Annotated in this window: 16 protein-coding genes and 1 tRNA gene; 9 read left to right on the plus strand and 8 right to left on the minus strand. The window is 35.1% G+C overall.

Annotated elements, in window-relative coordinates; all coding sequences use genetic code 11:
* Positions 1–5 precede the first annotated feature (5 nt).
* The 4 genes from AAT17_RS02575 to crcB all read left to right on the plus strand — a co-directional run bounded on the left by AAT17_RS02575 (position 6) and on the right by crcB (position 4,034).
* Entirely contained in the window at positions 6–1,763 is a 1,758-nt protein-coding gene (locus tag AAT17_RS02575) for a sensor histidine kinase (RefSeq protein WP_060522824.1), read from the plus strand.
* Positions 1,760–2,380 carry a response regulator transcription factor gene (locus AAT17_RS02580; protein WP_042278380.1) on the plus strand — a complete coding sequence of 207 codons (621 nt, stop codon included), beginning with the start codon at positions 1,760–1,762 and terminating at the stop codon, positions 2,378–2,380. Before AAT17_RS02575 ends, AAT17_RS02580 begins: the two co-directional genes overlap by 4 nt.
* A 260-nt stretch (positions 2,381–2,640) precedes the next feature.
* On the plus strand, positions 2,641–3,666 hold the full coding sequence (locus tag AAT17_RS02585) for an SRPBCC family protein (RefSeq protein WP_060524952.1): 1,026 nt from the start codon (positions 2,641–2,643) through the stop codon (positions 3,664–3,666).
* Entirely contained in the window at positions 3,663–4,034 is a 372-nt protein-coding gene (gene crcB / locus AAT17_RS02590; protein ID WP_060522825.1) for a fluoride efflux transporter CrcB, read from the plus strand. The genes AAT17_RS02585 and crcB overlap by 4 nt, the downstream gene beginning before the upstream one ends.
* An 85-nt stretch (positions 4,035–4,119) precedes the next feature.
* Here the strand turns inward: crcB and AAT17_RS02595 are convergent.
* Positions 4,120–4,193 (minus strand) — tRNA-Arg (locus AAT17_RS02595).
* A 179-nt stretch (positions 4,194–4,372) separates the two neighbouring features.
* Between AAT17_RS02595 and AAT17_RS02600 the strand changes: the two genes are divergently transcribed.
* Complete coding sequence (locus AAT17_RS02600) at positions 4,373–5,248, plus strand: phosphatase PAP2 family protein (protein WP_060522826.1); 876 nt, start codon at positions 4,373–4,375, stop codon at positions 5,246–5,248.
* A 104-nt stretch (positions 5,249–5,352) separates the two neighbouring features.
* Positions 5,353–5,652: a hypothetical protein gene (locus tag AAT17_RS02605; RefSeq protein ID WP_042278290.1), complete on the plus strand. Its 300-nt coding sequence runs from the start codon at positions 5,353–5,355 to the stop codon at positions 5,650–5,652.
* Between the two features lie 36 nt (positions 5,653–5,688).
* Here the strand turns inward: AAT17_RS02605 and AAT17_RS02610 are convergent, their stop codons facing one another.
* The 3 genes from AAT17_RS02610 to AAT17_RS02620 all read right to left on the minus strand — a co-directional run bounded on the left by AAT17_RS02610 (position 5,689) and on the right by AAT17_RS02620 (position 10,537).
* Positions 5,689–8,382, minus strand: coding sequence for a DNA gyrase/topoisomerase IV subunit A (locus tag AAT17_RS02610; RefSeq protein WP_060522827.1), 2,694 nt, complete (start codon positions 8,380–8,382; stop codon positions 5,689–5,691).
* A 75-nt stretch (positions 8,383–8,457) separates the two neighbouring features.
* Entirely contained in the window at positions 8,458–8,682 is a 225-nt protein-coding gene (locus AAT17_RS02615; protein WP_060522828.1) for a hypothetical protein, read from the minus strand.
* Position 8,683: 1 nt separating this feature from the next.
* On the minus strand, positions 8,684–10,537 hold the full coding sequence (locus AAT17_RS02620; protein WP_042278285.1) for a DNA topoisomerase IV subunit B: 1,854 nt from the start codon (positions 10,535–10,537) through the stop codon (positions 8,684–8,686).
* Between the two features lie 382 nt (positions 10,538–10,919).
* Between AAT17_RS02620 and AAT17_RS02625 the strand changes: the two genes are divergently transcribed.
* A complete protein-coding gene (locus AAT17_RS02625) occupies positions 10,920–13,325 on the plus strand; it encodes a M43 family zinc metalloprotease (protein WP_060522829.1) in 2,406 nt (801 codons plus the stop codon).
* A gap of 138 nt (positions 13,326–13,463) precedes the next feature.
* Here the strand turns inward: AAT17_RS02625 and AAT17_RS02630 are convergent, their stop codons facing one another.
* The 4 genes from AAT17_RS02630 to AAT17_RS02645 all read right to left on the minus strand — a co-directional run bounded on the left by AAT17_RS02630 (position 13,464) and on the right by AAT17_RS02645 (position 19,613).
* On the minus strand, positions 13,464–13,697 hold the full coding sequence (locus AAT17_RS02630) for a hypothetical protein (RefSeq protein WP_042278284.1): 234 nt from the start codon (positions 13,695–13,697) through the stop codon (positions 13,464–13,466).
* Positions 13,690–16,821 (minus strand): hypothetical protein, encoded by a 3,132-nt coding sequence (locus tag AAT17_RS02635; protein ID WP_060522830.1) that lies wholly within the window; start codon positions 16,819–16,821, stop codon positions 13,690–13,692. The genes AAT17_RS02630 and AAT17_RS02635 overlap by 8 nt, the downstream gene beginning before the upstream one ends.
* A 70-nt stretch (positions 16,822–16,891) precedes the next feature.
* Positions 16,892–18,202, minus strand: a complete 1,311-nt coding sequence (locus tag AAT17_RS02640; RefSeq protein WP_157539214.1) for a hypothetical protein — start codon at positions 18,200–18,202, stop codon at positions 16,892–16,894.
* A gap of 1 nt (position 18,203) precedes the next feature.
* Positions 18,204–19,613 carry a S41 family peptidase gene (locus tag AAT17_RS02645; protein ID WP_253279785.1) on the minus strand — a complete coding sequence of 470 codons (1,410 nt, stop codon included), beginning with the start codon at positions 19,611–19,613 and terminating at the stop codon, positions 18,204–18,206.
* Positions 19,614–19,820: 207 nt separating this feature from the next.
* Here AAT17_RS02645 and AAT17_RS02650 point away from each other — a divergent pair, with 207 nt between their 5' ends.
* Positions 19,821–20,330, plus strand: a complete 510-nt coding sequence (locus AAT17_RS02650; protein WP_060524954.1) for an RNA polymerase sigma factor — start codon at positions 19,821–19,823, stop codon at positions 20,328–20,330.
* Positions 20,327–20,788 (plus strand): hypothetical protein, encoded by a 462-nt coding sequence (locus AAT17_RS02655; protein ID WP_060522833.1) that lies wholly within the window; start codon positions 20,327–20,329, stop codon positions 20,786–20,788. Before AAT17_RS02650 ends, AAT17_RS02655 begins: the two co-directional genes overlap by 4 nt.
* The last annotated feature ends 10 nt before the right edge of the window (positions 20,789–20,798 follow it).

The following is a 20,798-nucleotide window of genomic DNA, read 5'->3' on the forward strand; positions in this document are numbered from 1 at the left end:
CCTTCTTGAGAACAGTAGCCAGCCTCTTATTTTTATTTATTTCTCAATGGATTGTAGCTCAGGAATTTTCATATGTAGACTTACTTATCAATAATTATGATAATGAATATGAAACTACTCTAGCTATTGTAGATACATTGAACCTTGATGACTATTCAATATATGAGCAGTACCGCATTAAAATTGCAGAAAGTACTGCTCAATATGGAATAGATCACGATGCTCCTGCTCATTATAATAGGCTTCTTGAACTTAAAAAATCATGTGATCCACAAGATTTAAAAAGTCTATTCTATATTAATGATGAATTAATATATGCCTATTTTTATGTAAGCGAGGTGCCTGATGGTTTTATGGATCTTATAGAGGTCAATAAAAAAATTGCTAAAAAATTAGAGGATCCCGATCTTGAAATTACTAGCTACCTATATTCAACAGGGTACTTAATCCACAATAATCAATATAACCAAGCAAAAAATGAATTGTGGAAGGCTAGAGAAATAGCAAAGGAATACAACAAAATTGAAGATATTTTTACTGTTGAAAGTAATCTTTCAGTAGTTTATCAGCGTCAAGGATTGTTAGATTCTGCTTTAATTTTTCAAAAAAAAATAGAAAAGTACTATTCTAAAATTAAGGATACTACTGGACTATATGGTAACTACAACAATACTGGACAGGTCTATAAAAGAATGGAGAATTATGAGAAATTTCTTGAGTATACGTTGAAAGCTCAAGAACTCGCTCCTGATAACCTAGACCTACTTAACCTTATTAATAATAAGAGAAATCTTGCTGAAGCCTATCACTATAACAACAAATACAAGCTGAGCAGCGAATTATTTGTTGATGTACTTGATAACATTGACACCATTAATGCTAGACAAAGTGAGAGTAAAATACAAGAGCTTGAGGCAAAATATGAAACTGCTGAGAAAGAGAAAAAAATAGCAGAACAAGAAACTAAAAACGAACAAAATCAAAAGGTTATTATCGCGCTTATAGCAACAGCAATCCTTATAAGCGTTATAGGTTTGTGGTTTTATAACAACCAGCGTAAGAAAAAGCTTTTAGTAGAAAAAGAGAAGAAACTCATCATGGCGCAAAAAGATAAAATATTGAAAGAGCAAGAGTTATCTACTATCGATGCTATGATTGCTGGTCAAGAAAAAGAACGAAAGGAAATAGCCACCGAATTACATGATGACCTAGGAAGTTCTCTTACCACTATGAAACTGCATTTTGAAAATTTAAAACGGCAAGCAGCTCAACAAGACAATAAGATTTATTTTGATAGAACAGAACAACTGCTTAACGATACTTATGAAAAAATTCGTCAAATGTCGCATAAACGCTTTACAGGTGTTCTAGCTAGTAAAGGTTTAATACCTAGTGTAGAGAGTCTAGCTCAAAAAATCAGTCAAAGTAAAGAGCTAGATGTCGAAGTGATCCACTATGGGCTAGACACGACATTAGAAAACAGCTTAGAATTATTGATTTTTAGAATCATACAAGAATTATTAAATAATATTATAAAACACGCACAAGCCAGCGAGGCCTTTATTAATCTAACTGCTTATGAAGACCATTTAAACATCATGATTGAAGACAACGGTATAGGGATGAATGTTGTATCAATTAAACCAACTGATGGAATGGGGCTATATAGTATAGAGAAAAAGGTAGAAAATACAGGAGGAACATTTGAAATAGACTCGCAACCTGGTTTTGGAACCACAATAACCATCGATATACCGTTATGATCAACCTACTAATTGCAGACGACCATGTATCCATTGTAGATGCAACTAAATTATTACTTGAAAATGATCCAGAAATTACCGTTATAGGAACTGCCCACGACGGCAAAGAATTGTTAGAAAACATCAAGCACCGTAATCCCGATATTATTCTATCAGACATAAGTATGCCTCGTATGAATGGTATTGAAATGTGTAAAACAATCAAGAAAACGCATCCAAAAATTAAGGTGATTTTTTTCTCTATGTTTGAACACGATGATGCTATAAACGATGCTATAAAAGCCGGTGCATCTGGGTACCTATTGAAACGTAGGCCACTAGAAGAAATCAGAAAAGCTATTATTGAAGTTTCAAGAGGTAAAAGCTATTTTGATAAAAATATTGCTGTCGAAGAAATTTACACAAAAGCGGATATTAAACCTAAACTGTCTCCTACTGAAAGAGTTATACTTAAACTAATAGCTCAAGGGAAACAAAGTTCAGAAATTGCAGAGATCCGGCATACCGCTGTAGGTACTATCATAAAGCATCGTAAAAACATGATTCAGAAGTTGGGGCTCAAAGGAAAAGGAGAACTAATGAGATACGCTTTATCGGTTCACAAACACTACAATTAACATTTGTTAATTAAATCCATGTTTTTATATATAAATTATTTTAAAAATACCCATTTAGGGGTACTTCTTCCCGCTTAGATGCTAATATATTTGGATAAGTAATAAGAGGATTTTCACAATCGACCAATACTTCTTTTATTAACTGAATTTTAGGGGGAAGAAAGTCTCTAGACTTTCATCAGACTGCCGGCTTATACAGCTGGCAGTTTTATTTTGTATAGATTTGTCATACCTTTTTGGCCATTAATTCTATCAACCCTATGAAAGCATTAAAGTACTTTATCATCTTATTAGTAATTGGTATTATAGCCAGTGTAGTGTATTTCTCTCTTCAAGACGGAACATATAGTATTACTGAAGAATATACTATCGAAGCACCTACACAAGTTATCTATGAGCAAATAGATGATTTTGAAAGTTGGAATAATTGGAATCCATGGACCATGCAAGATGGTATAAACTCGACAATGGGAGAACAAACAAGCGGTGTAGGTGGCTATTACACCTTTACAGATGAATATGGAAATGGTAAAATGACTATCACTAACGTAGACCCAAATAAGAAAATAGTCTTTGATATGCAGTACGATAGCAGATTTGCTGTTTCCAATAGTGAGGTAAGTATGATGATAATGCCTGAGGATAAAGCAAATAAAGTTATTTGGAATATAAAAGGTGAGAATAGCCTAAAAGAAAAAATGCTCAATGCGATTTTTGGAATTGATTTAGAAAAGGAAATAAGACCTATGTATCAACAAGGCCTTAAAAATTTGGACAGTGTTGTACAACAGGAATTGAATAAATATACAGTATCAGTGGATGGAGTTCTTGATACAGGCGGCAGCTACTACTTATACATGTCGACAAGTGCAACAACAAAAACCATGGAAACCTTGCAAGAAAGTATGTTTCAAAACATAAAAAAGTACATGAATATTCATGATATAAAGCCATTTGGAAATCCTATGATCATTTTTGAAAAAAACGATCCTACTTTAGGTCAGTTAATATTTTCTGCTGCCATTCCTGTTAAAGATAGAATAGAAACTGAAACAGGCAGCAATGTTTTATGTGGTTTTACACCTGCAACTCAGGCCATAAAAACAACCTTAAAAGGAAAACATGAATTTTTAAATGAAGCCTGGGAAGAGGCAACAGCTTATAGAGTCTTGAATAATTTAGATGCCTCTGATATTTCTCCTTATATCGTTTATAGAGTCTCTAAATATGAAACGGTAAATCCAGCAGCATATCTAACAGAAATTTATTTACCTATTCAAGAATGAAAAGCTTCTTTTTAGTTTTTATTGGTGGTGGCATAGGTAGTTACCTAAGGTATGCCGTTTCCATATACATGAATTCTGGTACAATAAAATGGTTACCTACATTGATTGTAAATGTTCTAGGCTGCTTCTTATTGGGAATCTTATGGCAGTTGACTGAGCGTACAGATGGTATATCGCATCCTAGATATTTATTATTAGGAATAGGATTTTGTGGTGGCCTTACCACCTTCTCAACATTTTCATTAGAATTAGTAAAATTTATTAAAAATGGAGATTTTTTAAATGCAGGTCTTTATTTTTTCGGAAGTATGATACTAGGAATGATTATGCTGTACCTAGGATATAGCATTTTTAAATCATTTATTTAATCCAGTCCATTAATCAAGATATTAAAAAAAGATATCTCCTTAAATAAAAAAACCACGCTTATCAGCGTGGTTTTTTTTTATTTTGTGATCGCGACAGGATTCGAACCTGTGACCGTCTGCTTAGAAGGCAGATGCTCTATCCAGCTGAGCTACGCGACCATGTTTGTACAATAATCTAACGCTATTGTGAAAAGCGGTTGCAAATATACTATTATTTTGTTTTGGTAAAAATTAAAATTCGATTTTTGAGTAGAAATATTACACTTATTTCATAGACTATTGTTAATCAGCGTATCAAAACAACTTCTAAGTGTATCTTTGCAAATTATCATTTACCTATGAGGCGACTAGTAATCATTCTTATTCTACTTTTAATCAACAGTTTATCTTTTAGTCAAAACTTCAAATCAGATAAATTCACATCTTTACAAGTTGAAGAAATGAATACCTGGCAACTACTAGCTTATGATGGAAAAAATGCGTTTAATGGTGTAGCCTACACCTATTCAAGGCCTTTTCACTGGCAACAAAGAGATTGGTTGCGTGCAGGTGCTACTGCTGGTCTTGTTGGTGGTTTGTATTTAGTTGATGAACAAACAAGCGATTGGGCACGCAGACAACAAGACGATATTCCAACTGTAATTAGTGATTTTGGATGGTACTTTGGAAGTCCTCAAAACAATTATGGTGTAACTGGTGGTATCTATTTGTACGGACTATTTACCAAAAGCCCTGAATGGAGGCGAACAGGTGTATTGATGATAAGTAGCGCAACCGCTGGTGGTCTTCTACAACAGTTTTTAAAATCTGTTACTGGACGTGGTAGACCAGAAACTGGTGTAGGAAAATCTGAATTTAGACCGTTTTCTGGCGAGTCGGGTTATAGATCATTTCCATCTGGTCATACCATTTTGTCATTCACCACAGCCTATGCGCTCGCAAAACATTTTGATAATCCCTGGGTAAAAGCAGGTATTTATACTCTAGGTTTAGTTTCACCAGCTTCACGTGTTTGGAAAGGAGCTCACTACTTGACCGATGTAGTTCTAAGTCTTGCAATTACGATTGCAACCGTAGAAGCCGTAGATAGATATTTAGATACTAGAAATGGATATGGCGAGCAGCGTTATGGAACTAAAAAACCTAAACAACGTTCCTACTCTCTCAGTTTTAGTGCGACCCCTAATACGGTAGGCCTAACGTTAAACTTTTAAACCAACCTTTCTAAAACATTAAAATACAAAGCATTAATCCTTTTTGAGATACTAAAAAATAAGTTTGGAACGTTATTTGAATTAAACAGTTTAAAAAACTGAATATGTTTCAATCTAAAAAATCAAAACTTTTTGCCAGTATAGCCTTAGATTTAGTAGGTATGTCATCTTACATCCTTCCATTTTTGGGAGAGACGACAGATTTATTTTGGGCACCCATAGCAGGTTACCTCATGACCCTACTCTACCCAGGAAAAACAGGTGTTGCAGCTGGTATCATTACTACGATAGAAGAATTGGTTCCTGGTATGGATATCATTCCTACCTTTACACTTACGTGGTTATTTACTTACGTTTTTAACAAATCAGATCAGAAACCAACTATAGACGTTCCTAGCAAATAAATAATATTTTTTGTTACGCTTTCGCGAAAGCGTAATTTAAAACAGACTACTTTGTCCCGTATCATCCACCGGTGGTTCTGGAAGATTACTATCTTCAGACTTATTGGTCGTAGGTTCATCTTTAGCATCAGTTTGTTGTGACGTTTCAAGATGTTCTTTTGAGGTGGTTATTTCATCATTTTCACTTTCATTTTCCTCCTGTACCTCATATGGTAACGCATCTAATAAGTTAATTTGTTTCACTTTAGATTTAGTAAGCATATTACCCTGAGCTCCTATGCCTTTTACAGCGATAAATTCCTCAATATTAACCTCTTCATTAGGCGGCTGTTCTTTACCTCTAGGTTTATTAAAAACCAGCTCTGCCATAGGGCGATAATCAGTAGATATAACTTCCAGATAGGATCCTTGTACATCTGGAATAAAACCTTCTTCTCGTTCTGGGTTTTCTATAAGGAATCTTTTGATATAAAATAATTCCTTCTCACCGTGATAATAGATAACACTAATAGGTTTTTTAGGCTCCCATTTTTCAAGGACTACCATATCATCATCAAATCTAGCAGTCACCTCAGGAATAATAGTCTTTGCGATACCTTTTTGATTGATAATAAGTAAACGATCTTCTCCCTTAAATTCACCTAGTAATTCACCACGACCGTCTACATTAAGACGCTGTACTGTATCATCAAACCAAATTTTTCTAGGTTTAAGTGTACTTACACCTTCTTCTTTAAGTTCGACCTTCTTAATGTTATACTTAGTTACGAGATTTCCTTTAGATGCTCTTCCTTTAATGAGGATTTCACTAAAATCTATATCCCATTTAAGCTTTTTAATACTGCCTTGCTGTCTTAAGTTTACTGTAACAACTTCAGCTTCACCATTAGGATTTGCACTGAAATAATGAACTACAGAACCTTTATCTGATTTACCCATAGGGTAAGCCCTATCTCGTGTCACACTAGTCACTGCAAATCTTTTTATATAACTAGGTCCTGACTTACCATCCTTATAGATAACGTTGTAAATGGTACGTTTGTCTTTTTTCTTAAATACAGCGACATGGATTATGTTTTTTCCTATAAAGGTTTTGGAATCCACCTTTGTCACCATCATCGTACCATCTTTTGTAAATACTATGATGTCATCAATATCTGCACAATCACATACATACTCATCTCGTTTAAGAGCTGTACCTATAAAACCTTCTTCCCTATTAACATATAGTTTTGTGTTTCTAATAACTACTTTACTTGCTACTATATCCTCAAAATTTTTCAGCTCAGACTTGCGTTCTCTACCTTGACCATAATCCTTCTTGAGTTTAGTAAAGTAATCTATGGCAAATTCAATCAAATGTTCTAGATGATGTTTAAGTTCTGCAATGCGATCTTCTAGAGCCTGAATCTTTTGTTGTGCTTTGTCAATATCAAATTTTGAAATTCTCTTGATTCTAATTTCAGTTAACCTAACAATATCCTCTTCGGTTATTGGGCGCTTTAGGTGCTTAATATGTGGTTTAAGTCCTTTATCGATTGCACTAATTACTCCTTCCCAAGTTTCTTCCTCTTCAATATCTCTATAAATTCTATTTTCAATAAATATTCTTTCTAGAGAGGCAAAGTGCCATTGTTCTTCAACCTCATGCAATAATATCTCAAGTTCTGACTTAAGTAATTGAACAGTATGATCTGCGCTACGACGCAACATATCAGAAACACCAATAAATAGAGGTTTATTATCCTCAATTACACAGCCTAATGGTGAAATACTTACCTCACAATTTGTAAAGGCATAAAGAGCATCCATGGTTTTATCTGGTGATAAACCACTAGGTAAATGAATCACGATTTCTACTTGTGCAGCAGTGTTGTCTTCTATACGTTTAATTTTAATTTTCCCCTTTTCATTTGCCTTTAAAATAGAATCAATAAGGGAACTTGTAGTAGTTGAGTATGGTATTTCTGTAATTACGATGGTGTTTTTTTCAGGCGAGTGCATCTTGGCACGCACTCTCACTTTACCGCCTCTTAAACCATCGTTATAATTTGAAATATCTGCCTCGCCACCTGTTGGAAAGTCAGGATAAATTTTAAATCTTTTTCCTTGTAAATGCTTGATACTAGCATCAATGAGCTCATTGAAATTGTGAGGTAATACTTTAGTGCTCAAACCTACCGCAATACCTTCAGCGCCTTGTGCAAGTAATAATGGAAATTTTACTGGTAAATTTATAGGTTCTTTTCTCCTACCATCATAGCTAGATTGCCATTCCGTAATTTTAGGATTATACAATACCTCAAGAGCAAATTTTGAGAGTCTAGCTTCAATATAACGAGAAGCTGCTGCAGGATCACCAGTTAAAATATTACCCCAGTTACCTTGCATATCTATAAGAAGGTCCTTTTGACCAATTTGCACCATAGCATCACCTATACTGGCATCACCATGAGGATGGTACTGCATACAATGTCCTACAATATTGGCTACTTTGTTGTACCGACCATCGTCTAAATCCTTCATCGATTGCATGATACGTCGCTGTACTGGTTTAAAACCATCCTCTATGGCTGGTACAGCGCGTTCCAATATCACGTAGCTTGCATAATCAAGAAACCATTCCTTGTACATTCCTGTAACTCTGGTTATAGTTTCAGTAGAATGCTGTTCTTGATCGCTACTGTTTAAATGCTCTAGTTCTTCGTGTTCTTCGTGTTCTTCGCTCATTTACTCGTTTCAGTTATCTGCTATTAGTTAACTGTTGTTTTATTTGTATGTTCTCACTCAAAATACAATACATCCTCATCTATTGAAAAAGTGATCACCTTTAGATTTATAGGCTTTTATTATTAATAAAGTACCCGAAATGATCCACATAACAGTTGATAGTACAATTAAGTCTTCACCACCTAAATAATTACCATTTCCATAAGGAAACGCCCAATGTAATATTTTAAACGTGCTACCTATCAAAAAAAGTAGAACGGCTATCACAGCTGCAATTATCACATGTTTGAATTTAATCATACTACTCTTCTATCACATCCATTTCTACCTTAAGATTGTCAATAATAAATTCTTGACGATCTGGAGTGTTTTTACCCATATAGAACTTCAATAAATCATCGATACTCATACCATCGTCTAGCATCACTGGATCCAATCGCATGTCCTCGCCTATGAAATGAACAAACTCATCTGGACTGATTTCACCTAATCCTTTAAATCGAGTAATTTCTGGATTTTTACCTAATTCCATAAGTGCGGCAGCTCGTTCTTCTGGTGTATAACAATACCTTGTTTCTTTTTTATTACGAACTCTAAATAAAGGTGTTTGTAAAATATACAAATGCCCCTTTTTAATTAATTCAGGAAAAAATTGCAGGAAAAAAGTAATCAATAACAAACGTATATGCATACCATCCACGTCGGCATCAGTTGCAATGACAATCTTGTTATAACGCAAATCCTCCATACTATCCTCAATATTGAGAGCAGCTTGTAGCAAGTTGAACTCTTCGTTTTCATAAACAATCTTTTTGCTCATGTTATAAGAATTCAATGGTTTCCCGCGTAATGAGAATACCGCTTGTGTGTTTACGTTACGTGATTTTGTTATAGATCCACTTGCAGAATCACCTTCCGTTATAAATAAAGTACTATCGAGATTATTCTCTTTTTTAGTATCTCCTAGATGTACTCTACAATCCCTTAGTTTTTTATTGTGTAAACTAGCTTTTTTGGCTCTATCCCTAGCTAGTTTACGAATACCAGAAAGCTCCTTGCGTTCTCTTTCTGCTTGTATAATTTTCTTTTGAAGAGCTTCAGCAGTTTCTGGATGCTTGTGCAGGTAATTATCTAAATACGTTTTAATGAAATCGTTAATGAAAGTTCTTACAGTTGGTAAGTCTCCACCCATTTCTGTAGAACCCAATTTAGTTTTAGTTTGAGATTCAAAAACAGGATCCATCACCTTAATAGCCACAGCGCTTACAATGGATTTTCTAACATCGCTCGCATCATAGTTTTTACCATAAAACTCACGCACAGTTTTTACGACACTCTCTCTAAAAGCAGCTTGATGCGTTCCACCTTGGGTGGTATTTTGACCGTTTGCAAAGGAATGATACTCTTCACTGTACTGTGTTTTACTGTGAGTAATAGCTACCTCAATATCATCACCTCGCAAGTGTATTATTGGATACAGCCTATCGGATTCGGTAATTTTCTCACTTAATAAATCCTTTAGACCATGTTCAGAAAAATATTTTTCTCCGTTGTAGATAATGGTTAAACCTGGATTTAAGTACACGTAGTTCTTAAGCATGCGAGAGACATACTCAGGCCTAAATTTGAAATTTTTAAAGATTTCACCATCGGGAACAAAAGTCATTTTAGTACCTCGACGTCTTGATGTCTCTTCAAGGAAATCCTTGTCGGTAAGTTCACCTCTCTCAAACTCGGCACTTGCACTTTTCCCATCACGTGTAGATTCAACTCTAAAATAAGTGGAAAGAGCGTTCACTGCCTTAGTACCTACACCGTTTAATCCTACAGATTTTTTAAAGGCTTTACTATCGTATTTCCCACCAGTATTCATTTTTGAGACAACATCAACCACTTTTCCTAGTGGAATCCCACGTCCATAATCACGCACGATAACACGTTCACCTTGAATGGACACCTCGATAGTTTTTCCTGCACCCATGACATATTCATCAATCGAGTTGTCAATAACTTCTTTCAGTAGGATGTAGATACCATCGTCGGCACTAGATCCATCACCCAGTTTACCGATATACATCCCAGGACGCATTCTTATGTGTTCCTTCCAGTCTAATGACCTGATATTATCCTCAGTATATTGTACGTTTTCTGCCATATCCCATCTATCTGTAGTAGCTTGAAATATACTAATTGTAATGCTTATTACGTTTTCGCGAAAGCGTAATTAATTAACAGAGTTTTATCTTTTATTGTGAATAAAAATCTTTTACAGAAATAAAACCCATTATTATCGGTAGAAGGAGACTAAATGTAACCGAAGATAAAATTATAATGTTAACACACTAATCTTATCGAGCTGTAATTAAGCCTATTAAGTTTTTCATATACAGTTTATCGACCTACTAACTCATATTTATCATATTCTTAGGTTTACATAGAAAAAAATAGGTATTATGCTGTGAATAGTTAATTTTTTGATAAAACAATTAGTTTATCCCTATATTCAGAGCTCAAATGTTAACCCTAAATATTTATACATGAAGAAAATGTACTCAATTGGAGTATTAGCTCTGTTTATGCTAATCTCTACTTTAGCCATGGCCCAACAACGTGACTGTTCTACACATGATGATATGGAATACGCCATGGCACAAGACCCTAGCCTTGCTCAAAAAATCGCAAAAGAAGAACGATACATTCAACAAAAAGCCAATGATTTAATTCAACAAAAAGCCGTGAATGGGGCTGTTATAACCATTCCTGTTGTTGTTCATGTGATTTATAGCAATGCTACTCAAAATATAAGTCAAGCTCAAATTCAATCTCAAATTGATGTGCTCAATGAGGATTTTAGAAGAACTAATAGCGATCGAGATAACACATGGTCACAAGCAGCAGACATGCAAATAGAATTCTGTCTAGCACAGGTTGATCCTAATGGTAACCCTACCAATGGTATCACCCGTAAAGCTTCCAGTGTTACATCTTGGAATACCACGCAAAATAGAATGAAAAGCAGTGCAACTGGTGGTACCGACCCTTGGGATACCACTCAATATTTAAATATGTGGACTGTTTCTGCTCTTAATAGCAATGGTAGACCAGGTATTTTAGGATATGCTCAATTTCCTGGTGGAAACCGCGCAACTGATGGTGTTGTTATGGGATACAATTATTTTGGGCGTGTAGGCGCTGTTTCGGCACCATTTGATGGTGGAAGAACAACTACTCACGAGGTAGGTCACTTTTTAGGTTTGCGCCACATTTGGGGTGATGGACCTTGTGGTGCCGATGATTTTGTTGCAGACACACCAGAGTCTGACGCCTCAAATGGTGGTTGTCAAATAGGTAGTGTTTCTTGTGGATCTGTTGATATGGTCCAAAATTACATGGACTATTCTGATGATGCTTGTATGAACTTGTTTACGGCTGGGCAAAAAGCACGTATGAGAGCTAATTTATTAAATGGAGGTTTTCATGCTGCGCTAGCGCAGTCTACAAAATGTACGCCGCCATCTGGTGGTGGTGATACAGGATGTAACAGTACAATTGATAGTTTCCCTTATTCTAATGGATTTGAAAATTCACTTGGTGGATGGACTCAAGATACTGGTGATTCTCTAGATTGGACTCGTAGATCTGGCACAACTCCATCAAGTAGCACAGGACCTAACGGTGCTGATGAAGGATCTTTCTACGTATACGTAGAAGCATCAGACCCTAATTTTAATAAAACTGCAATTTTAAATTCACCTTGTTTAGATTTTGCTGCTGGTTCTTCACCAGATGTTAGTTTTAGATATCAAATGACTGGTAATGCAGTAGGTACTCTTGAATTACAATCTAGGAATACAGGTAGTTCATCCTGGTCTACTCTTTTTACACAATCTGGAGATCAAGGAGCTTCATGGAAAACGGCTAATGCAACACTAAGTTCTAATGTAGAACAGTTAAGGCTTGTAGTTAATACAACAAATTCATGGCAAGGAGACATTGCTGTTGATGCTATATCTATTTCTGAAGGTGGTTCATCTGGTGGTGGTTCTGGATGTGCAAACGGTGTTTCAAGTTTCCCATATTCAGAAGGATTTGAAAATACTTTAGGACAATGGTCTCAAAATAATACAGATTCTTTAGATTGGACTTTACGATCTGGTGGAACTCCTTCAAGTGGTACAGGACCTAGCAGTGCTGCTCAAGGAACTTTCTATATTTATGTAGAAGCATCTAATCCTAATTTTAATAAAGTAGCAGCATTAGACTCACCATGTTTTGATCTTACTTCAACATCAAATGCCACACTTTCTTTCCAATATCAGATGACTGGTAATGCTGTAGGTTCATTAAGAGTGGACGCTAGTAATGGTGGTGCTTACTCCACTATATTCAGCGTTCAAGGAGATCAAGGAGCAGCATGGAGACAAGCAAATATTGATCTAGCTAGTTATGCAGGACAGGATGTACAATTGCGCCTTGTGGTTAATACAACCTCATCTTGGCAAGGTGACATTGCTGTTGATGACTTAAGAATAACAACTGCCGCAGCGTCAACAGACAAATGTGATGGAGTTCCTGCTTACAACAGTAATAATTCCTACTCAGTAGGTGATCAGGTTGTTTATCAAAACTTCCTATTTGAATTACAACCTGGACAATGGGTTAATCTAGGTGAATGTGGTACTGCAAGAGATTCTAATAATTCACAAGTATCTATTCCTGTAAATGCTATCAGTGTTTACCCTAATCCTGTAAGAGATATTCTATTTACTACTGGTATAGATCAACAATCTACGTATGTAATATATGATTTGACAGGACGCAAGGTAGCAAGCGGTGCTGTGATGAAAGAAGGTATAATCGTTGGTGATTTAAATCCTAATGTTTATATCATACAACTTCAAGCAAATGGAACAACAGTTTCACGTAAGTTTGTTAAAAAGTAAATGATTTAATTGCTTAAGAAAAGGCTGCCTTCAAAAGGCTGCCTTTTTAATTATACCCTAAATAAGTGTTGTGATTTTTATCACCTACCAAATAAAAAAGCCGATTTACAAATTGTAAACCGGCTTTTTTTTGTTTCTCTAGTTTCTCCTTCTTATAGGTAACAATTTAATTGTCATAAACAATAACAAAATGAAAGGTAAGCTGTGTAAAATTAGATCAAAATAATCCATAAACTTCATACCCTTTGCTCCTCCTAAAATCCAGCGCCATTTCCCAACCACATGAGGCTCTGGTGTAAAAGGAGCTAAACCTAAGGTGAGGCTACCTATTAAAGCTACGAGAAAGTAGGTAACATTTTTTCTACTACTCATTTTTAAAAGTATCGATAGACACTTGCTTCATTTTTTGAACGTAAGGTTGCCAGTGAGTATTAAGTAGAGATTTAGTCTCCTTAACTGCTTTATCAACTGCATTTTCTGCATGTTCATACAGTTGAGCTTCTGTAGCTGTTTGAGAACTTTGACGACTACCTATATAACTTTGAGCTGCATACAGTCTATTAAGAACAGTAATTTCGGGATTCCTAGTAATTCCTTGGCGTTTATCTACCTTACCAAAGTATTTTTCTTGCTCCTTCTTCAATGTATCTACCATTTTCTCAGTCGCCTCAATTTCATTTTTGTAAGACTCCTTATCTAATTTTGATAAATAGGATTTAAAGTTGCTGGCTTTCTCAATATTCTCTGCCAATTTATCGGTAACCTCAGAAATTTTAACCGTTAATTGTTCAAGTTTTTTCAGAGCATCATACTTTTCTTTGGCATGAACATCTGTATATTCAGTAATTCTAGGATCGTCTTGGACTTTTATCATGGTTGTACTTACAACGTCATTATAGACTAGTTGCGCCTTGTAGTCACCTGGCAAAACTCTTAATCCTGATGGTTCTCTCGTACTCTTTCTTACTGATTTTGAAGGTCTATTAACTCCTTTTTCTGTAAGATTCCATCTCCATGAATAAATACCTTCTTCTTTTGGAGCTTTTCTTTTCAAGGTACGTATAAGTTCTTCTCCTCTGTAAATTTTAAGCATTAAGGAGTCTGTTTTTGTGGAATCCTTTGCTACGGTTGGATCCTTTTTAAAGTAGTATTTGAACCTACCGCCAGTATCTCTATTCTCTCCATGGAACATCGCATCTGCTCCAAATCTACTACCAGTAGGCTGTTGAAATCTTGCCATATAAGCAACTGGTGGTTCAAATAGAGCTATGTTTGATTGTGAGTTCGCTTTCGCGAAAGCGATAAATGGAGCTAAATCATCTAAAACCCAAGCTGCTCTACCAAAGGTTCCTATCACCAAATCATTTTCTCGAGGATGGATTACCATATCCTTAACCGAAACTGTTGGGAAACCATGTGTGTATTTTTGCCAGTTTTTACCAGCATCAAAACTCACATAAAGACCATCGTCTGTACCAAGAAACATCAAATTATTTTCTTCAGGATGCTCTATAATGCTTAAGGTATAGCTTACTACATCGTCTTTATCAACAATACGTTCCCAGCTTTTACCATAATTTGTAGTACGGTATGCGTATGGCTCGTAATTAAAACGACGGTAATCGTTTGCAATAAGTAAAGCGTGTCCTTTTTTAGATTTACTTGCTTTGATTTGTGCAATCCAGCTACCTTGTGGTAAACCTTTTAGTCCTTTGGAAATATCTGTCCAACTTTCTCCTCCATTTTTTGTAACGTGTACTCGACCATCATCTGTTCCTACGTAAAGGACATCCTTTTCAACATCACTAGGTTCGATTACTAAAATGGTTGTGTGATTTTCGGCACCTGTTGCATCCATCGTTAAACCACCTGATTCAGATTGTTTTTGTTTCTCTGGATCGTTTGTGGTAAGATCGGGTGATATTACCTTCCAGGTCAAACCTTTATCGGTTGATTTGTGTACAAATTGGCTTCCGAAATATAAAGTTTTGCTATCAAATGGATCAATATTAATGGCTGCATTCCAATTGAATCTCAATTGAACGTCTGGATCAGGGTGAGTAGGTCTTACACTGTAATTATTTCCAGTTTTCCAATCGTAACGACTTACAAAACCTTGTTGACTCATACTATAACCGAATTGATTGTTATCAGGATCTGGAACAACGTCGAATCCATCACCAAAACTAATTTCCTGCCAATAACTATTACGAATTCCCTGAGCTCTCCAAACATATGCTGGACCACGCCAGCTACCGTTATCTTGCATTCCTCCATATACGTTATAAGGGAATTCATTATCTACATTAATATGGTAAAATTGCGCTACTGGTAAATTACCAATAAATCTCCATGTTTTACCTCTATCATAAGTGATATTAAGTCCACCATCATTCCCATCAAGCATAAATTTTCCATTTTTAGGATGAATATACCAAGCATGATGATCGGGATGAACGCCATTATTTGCTCCGTAAGCTGGCATTAATTGGGTAAAGTTTTTTCCACCATCTTCAGATACGTTTACGTAAGTAAAAATAGAATATACTCTATTCTCATTTTGTGGATCTACATAAATCTCAGAATAGTAAAAAGGTCTATTCCCTATATCGCTTTTATCATTTATTTTTTTCCAGTTAAATCCTCCATCAGTAGACTTGTACAAAGCATTCTTTTTAGATTCAACTAGTGCATATACTATATTAGGTTCACTAGGAGCTATAGCGACACCGATTCTACCTAGGTCGCCTTTAGGCAAACCTTCTTTTTCGGTTATTTTTTTCCAATTTTTTCCAGCGTCATGTGTGATGTACAAGCCTGAACCAGATCCACCAGATTTAAAAAACCACGGATCTCTTTTGTGTTCCCACATAGCAGCTATTAGTTTATTAGGATTAGTAGGATCCATTACTAAATCTGCAGCACCAGATGACTCATTGGTAAATAAAACTTTTTCCCAATTTTTACCACCATCGGTAGTTTTATAAACTCCTCGCTCCTTATGAACACCCCAAGGTGAACCTATCGCAGCTGCGTAAACAACATCTGGATTTGTGGGATCTATGATTACACGATGGATGTGGCGAGTTTTTTCAAGTCCCATACAAGTCCAGCTTTTACCACCATCTAGTGATTTGTAAATACCATAACCACCGTTCAAACTATTACGAGGATTACCTTCACCAGTACCTACCCATATTACACTAGGATTGCTTTGTTGTACAGCAACAGCTCCTATAGAGGCTGTTTTTTCATTATCGAATATAGGATTCCAGGCTACACCACCGTTTTCACTTTTCCATAAGCCACCGCTAGCGGTACCTGCATAAATTATTTCAGGTTGATTTTCAACAACATCAATAGATGTTACACGACCAGACATCCCACCTGGGCCAATATTTCTAGGTTTTAAATCTTTGAATAAATCAAGGTTTACTTCTTGTGCATTGGTAATCATAACCGCTGCCAAAAAGCAAAATAAAAGAATACGTTTCATGAGTTATTTTAGTTAAGAGCACTAAAATACAAACGAATGACAAAAAGAAATCATTAAAAACTTGTTAACGCTACTGATTTAATAAAGCAGGATTGAATTGTTTTCGAGGTTCTTGCACACTAGGAGTAACGATTCCCATTGACGTATTGGATTTATACCATCTTTCTCTAGTTCGTTTAAATTTCTCGTAATCTAAAAGATCATAGATGTCAAATTCAAATTCCTCACTATTACTTAAGGTCATTTTACCATCTGGGAAAATGACTATTAAACTACCTAAATGATTAGAATATTCTGGTAAAAAAGTTTTTCTAATATTATCCTCAAAATCATAATATCCTTCTTCTGGTATGTATAGAGAACCTGGTTCAACTACATGAAAATATTTTTGATTATCCTCTCGTTCTACCGTTCTTTTTAATCGGCGTTTTATCTCATATATTAAACTGTAATCTTGGTACGTATAGTATTTATTAAAATCAATTACTATGGTATCATTACGCTCTACTACTTGGCCTGAGATATCAAATAAATAATCTGCCAGATTATTACGTAATACCGTATCAATGGTTTTTACTTCATCCATTTCATGTATCACCTTAAATACTTTAGTTTGATTGAGTGTAAAGTATTCAATCTTTTTTACCAATTGATTAGTTTTAGGAACTGTTGTAGGCTGTAACAAGCTATTTACTGTTACAATCTCCTCGGTCACAGAATCATTTTTTACAGGTTTATAATCTTTAATACTTACCCATTTCCTTTGATTAAGAGAAGCATAAGTAATCATAAAATCTACAGGTTCAATAAACGAGTTTTCTTCTGATAGATAAAAAAATGACGCAGTACTTATTTTAGAATTGAAGTAAGTGTACTTAAAGTAATTTAAATCATCATTATATATTCCTGGTAGTTTTATATTAAATGGATTAGGCCCAGCAACAATTAGAATATTACCCAAGGATTTATTTATCTCTCTGAGTATAATAGCATATTCTCGTGTGTACCAATGTTTAGAAATTAGTAATTCATCCCTAACTAGGGTTGCTTCTTCAATAGTTGGATAATAAAGAATTAGTAAAGGCTGCTCAGTATCAAAACTATTTCCTGTGATTTGATTTATAGTATTAATTTCGTCATTGAAATTGGAGACCTCTACAATTTTTCGTCTCAGTCGTAATTCATTCACTTGATTATCCATACTGGTTATATCAAGTAGGCTATCACTACTCTTACGCTTTAATTTCCTGAACTCTTTTTTTGTCAACGCCTCACCAAACTGATCGAAGTATTGCTTTTGAGCATTAATCTGAGACGAGAAAAATGTAACAATTATAATTAGGTATACTGGAAACTTGGTAAAATTCACAATGCTATTCATTTTATTTCCACATATCATTACCCAGTAGCTTAAAGTCCTTACTATCACTTACAAGTTGGAATTCAGGTTGACTAGTTCTATTTTGTAATCTTCCATTTAAAGCTATATCATCTAAACATGCTTTTAATAAAGGTTCGTTTTCATCACCTAACTCACCTAAATTTTCAAAATCCTCAAGTAATCTGATATCAGGAGCAAGACCATCAAAATAATCTGTCACTCCTGCACTATTAACACTTTTTAAAACTAAAGGTTGCATGGCATACCTATGAGAAGGATTAACATTATTAAATGAAAAATCTGGGCTGTCGTATAAAGTAATACTGGCTTGAAATTTACCTGCTGTATCGTCACCTACTTGAACTACATCTATATAAGGGTCTAATCCATTTATGACAAGTTCACTCGCACTAGCACTGCTACCCGTGGTAATAATATGTACCTTGTCTAGATTAAGTGTATTTAATGCGTTGTTATTAATAGTTGTTCGTCTAAAGAAATTAGTAAGTCGTTCTGGATTATTATCTAGAAAAAATTGTTGTACATCTGGATTCCATTCTTCGGTTGAGAAAACATCACTAGTTGGGTTACCAGATATCATACTGGCAAGAGTTATCGCACTATTGACCGATCCGCCACCATTATATCGCAAGTCCAATACTAAATGTGTAACACCTTGAGCTTGGAAATTAGCAAATACATTATTTAAATCTTCATCAAATTGGGATAGAAAACTAGTATACATCAAGTAGCCTATTTTTTGGGATCCTTGATCTATGACCTTAGATAATAAAATAGGATTCTCTTGAAGTACCTGTTTATTCAATGCGATTGAATTTCCAGTTGATGTTGTCGTTCTACCCGATAATGTAGCTAGGTCAATACTGTAAGAGTCTTGCGAAAATAAGGTTTGAAAGTTATTTCGTGTAAGTCGTATGCCATTAATCCCGTTAAAAACCATTCCTCTGGTCACACCTTGCAAATCGGCATCAGAATTAGGCTGAACATATCTTACATAACCAAAGATGTCGGATGCACTTCCATCCTCGGCCACGAGACCAAATTCCATTCCATTGCTTAAATTTTGGCCTGATAACACATTTTGTAGGACGACATAATCTTCAAAAATGACACTAAATTTATCTACATTTTCTGGTTCAAAAATTAAGGAATTAAAAAAGGATTCTGGCGTTGGGAATTGTGCATGATATTCTTCTAGGTCTGCTACCGTCGCAAATCGATCGTTATCTAAAACAGGCACATCGGCTTTGTATAAATAGAAAGCGTTCATACCTCGATAAATAAAATTTTTAACCGTATTGCCACTGGCAAAAGCATCATCGTTGTCATCAAAACACGCAGTTACAGATACTGCCAATACCAGTATTATCAAAAGCTTTTTAATATTCATTCTCATCAATTTGTAGTAAATGTAAGTAAAAGTAATCACAAAAACATTGCCATAAATTTCCACTTGAACCTGTATATTTCACCTAATTTTACTTGAAACCACCTATCATTACAAAAGCAACAATCTATCTTACAATAATTTACGATTTTTTATTTTCATTTTGTAACAATGTTTGAAGGTCCTCGTCATGATAATAGAACCACAACAATGAACCAAACAACTTTTGTAAATACTTTTAAAGAAGTACAAAACAAAATGTACTTTCTCGCTAAAAGACTTTTAAGCTCTTCTGATGAGGCAGCAGATGCCGTACAAGAAGTAATGGTAAAGCTTTGGGAGAAAAAAGACAGCTTGAGTTCTATCAATAATAAAGAGGCTTATGCCATGCAAATGACTCGTAATTATTCATTAGATAGACTTAAAAGCAAACAGGCCAATCATCTTAAAATTGTTCATAACAATTATGAGTATGATGAACGTAATGCTCAAGAAGAATTAGAACGACGGGCACAAGTTAAACTGGTACAAAAAATGATTAAAGAACTACCAGAACAGTATAAAACGATTCTGGAATTAAGAGATATTAAACAGTATGATTTTGAATCCATCGAACAAATAATGGGAATGAAATCAACAGCTGTTCGAGTAAGTTTGAGTAGAGCTCGTAAAATGCTCAAAGAAAAATTAGAGTATCATTTTAAAGCAGACATAGCATGAATGAATTATTACAAAAATATTGGGAAGGCAATACCTCTTTAACCGAGGAACAGCAATTGAGAGACTATTTCAATTCAAATGATATAGCTCCAGAACACAAAATGTATTCTGCCATGTTCAAAACTTTTGAAGATGATGCTGTAGAAGAGGATATTGAATTTGACGCTTTCGCGAAAGCGATACCAGCACATTCAACTAGTAATGAAACAGGCTTTTCTAATTGGAAAGGTTTAGCCATCGTCGCAGGATTCTCATTTCTAATAGCAGTTGGCGCTGGGTTTTATTCTTATAATCAAAAAGCAGATTTAGGAACTTACGAATCTCCAGAAGAAGCATATGCTGCAACAATGGATGCACTGAAATTAGTCAGTGAAAAATTTAATAAAGGAAAAAGTAAACTGGCACCTGTTAAACATGTTAATCAAAAAACAGAACCCATTATACAATTAGTAAAATAGAAAACAATCA

Origin of the sequence: Nonlabens sp. MIC269 (genome assembly GCF_001430865.1) — a bacterium.
Taxonomy (GTDB): domain Bacteria; phylum Bacteroidota; class Bacteroidia; order Flavobacteriales; family Flavobacteriaceae; genus Nonlabens; species Nonlabens tegetincola.

Coding starts and splice junctions, on each gene's coding strand:
- AAT17_RS02610 (WP_060522827.1), bottom strand. CDS start 8,382: ATGAGCGAAGAACACGAAGAACACGAAGAACTAGAGCATTTAAACAGT.
- AAT17_RS02625 (WP_060522829.1), top strand. CDS start 10,920: ATGAAGAAAATGTACTCAATTGGAGTATTAGCTCTGTTTATGCTAATC.
- AAT17_RS02620 (WP_042278285.1), bottom strand. CDS start 10,537: ATGGCAGAAAACGTACAATATACTGAGGATAATATCAGGTCATTAGAC.
- AAT17_RS02650 (WP_060524954.1), top strand. CDS start 19,821: ATGAACCAAACAACTTTTGTAAATACTTTTAAAGAAGTACAAAACAAA.
- AAT17_RS02600 (WP_060522826.1), top strand. CDS start 4,373: ATGAGGCGACTAGTAATCATTCTTATTCTACTTTTAATCAACAGTTTA.
- AAT17_RS02635 (WP_060522830.1), bottom strand. CDS start 16,821: ATGAAACGTATTCTTTTATTTTGCTTTTTGGCAGCGGTTATGATTACC.
- AAT17_RS02655 (WP_060522833.1), top strand. CDS start 20,327: ATGAATGAATTATTACAAAAATATTGGGAAGGCAATACCTCTTTAACC.
- AAT17_RS02640 (WP_157539214.1), bottom strand. CDS start 18,202: ATGAATAGCATTGTGAATTTTACCAAGTTTCCAGTATACCTAATTATA.
- AAT17_RS02645 (WP_253279785.1), bottom strand. CDS start 19,613: ATGAATATTAAAAAGCTTTTGATAATACTGGTATTGGCAGTATCTGTA.
- AAT17_RS02605 (WP_042278290.1), top strand. CDS start 5,353: ATGTTTCAATCTAAAAAATCAAAACTTTTTGCCAGTATAGCCTTAGAT.
- AAT17_RS02580 (WP_042278380.1), top strand. CDS start 1,760: ATGATCAACCTACTAATTGCAGACGACCATGTATCCATTGTAGATGCA.
- AAT17_RS02585 (WP_060524952.1), top strand. CDS start 2,641: ATGAAAGCATTAAAGTACTTTATCATCTTATTAGTAATTGGTATTATA.
- crcB (WP_060522825.1), top strand. CDS start 3,663: ATGAAAAGCTTCTTTTTAGTTTTTATTGGTGGTGGCATAGGTAGTTAC.
- AAT17_RS02630 (WP_042278284.1), bottom strand. CDS start 13,697: ATGAGTAGTAGAAAAAATGTTACCTACTTTCTCGTAGCTTTAATAGGT.
- AAT17_RS02615 (WP_060522828.1), bottom strand. CDS start 8,682: ATGATTAAATTCAAACATGTGATAATTGCAGCTGTGATAGCCGTTCTA.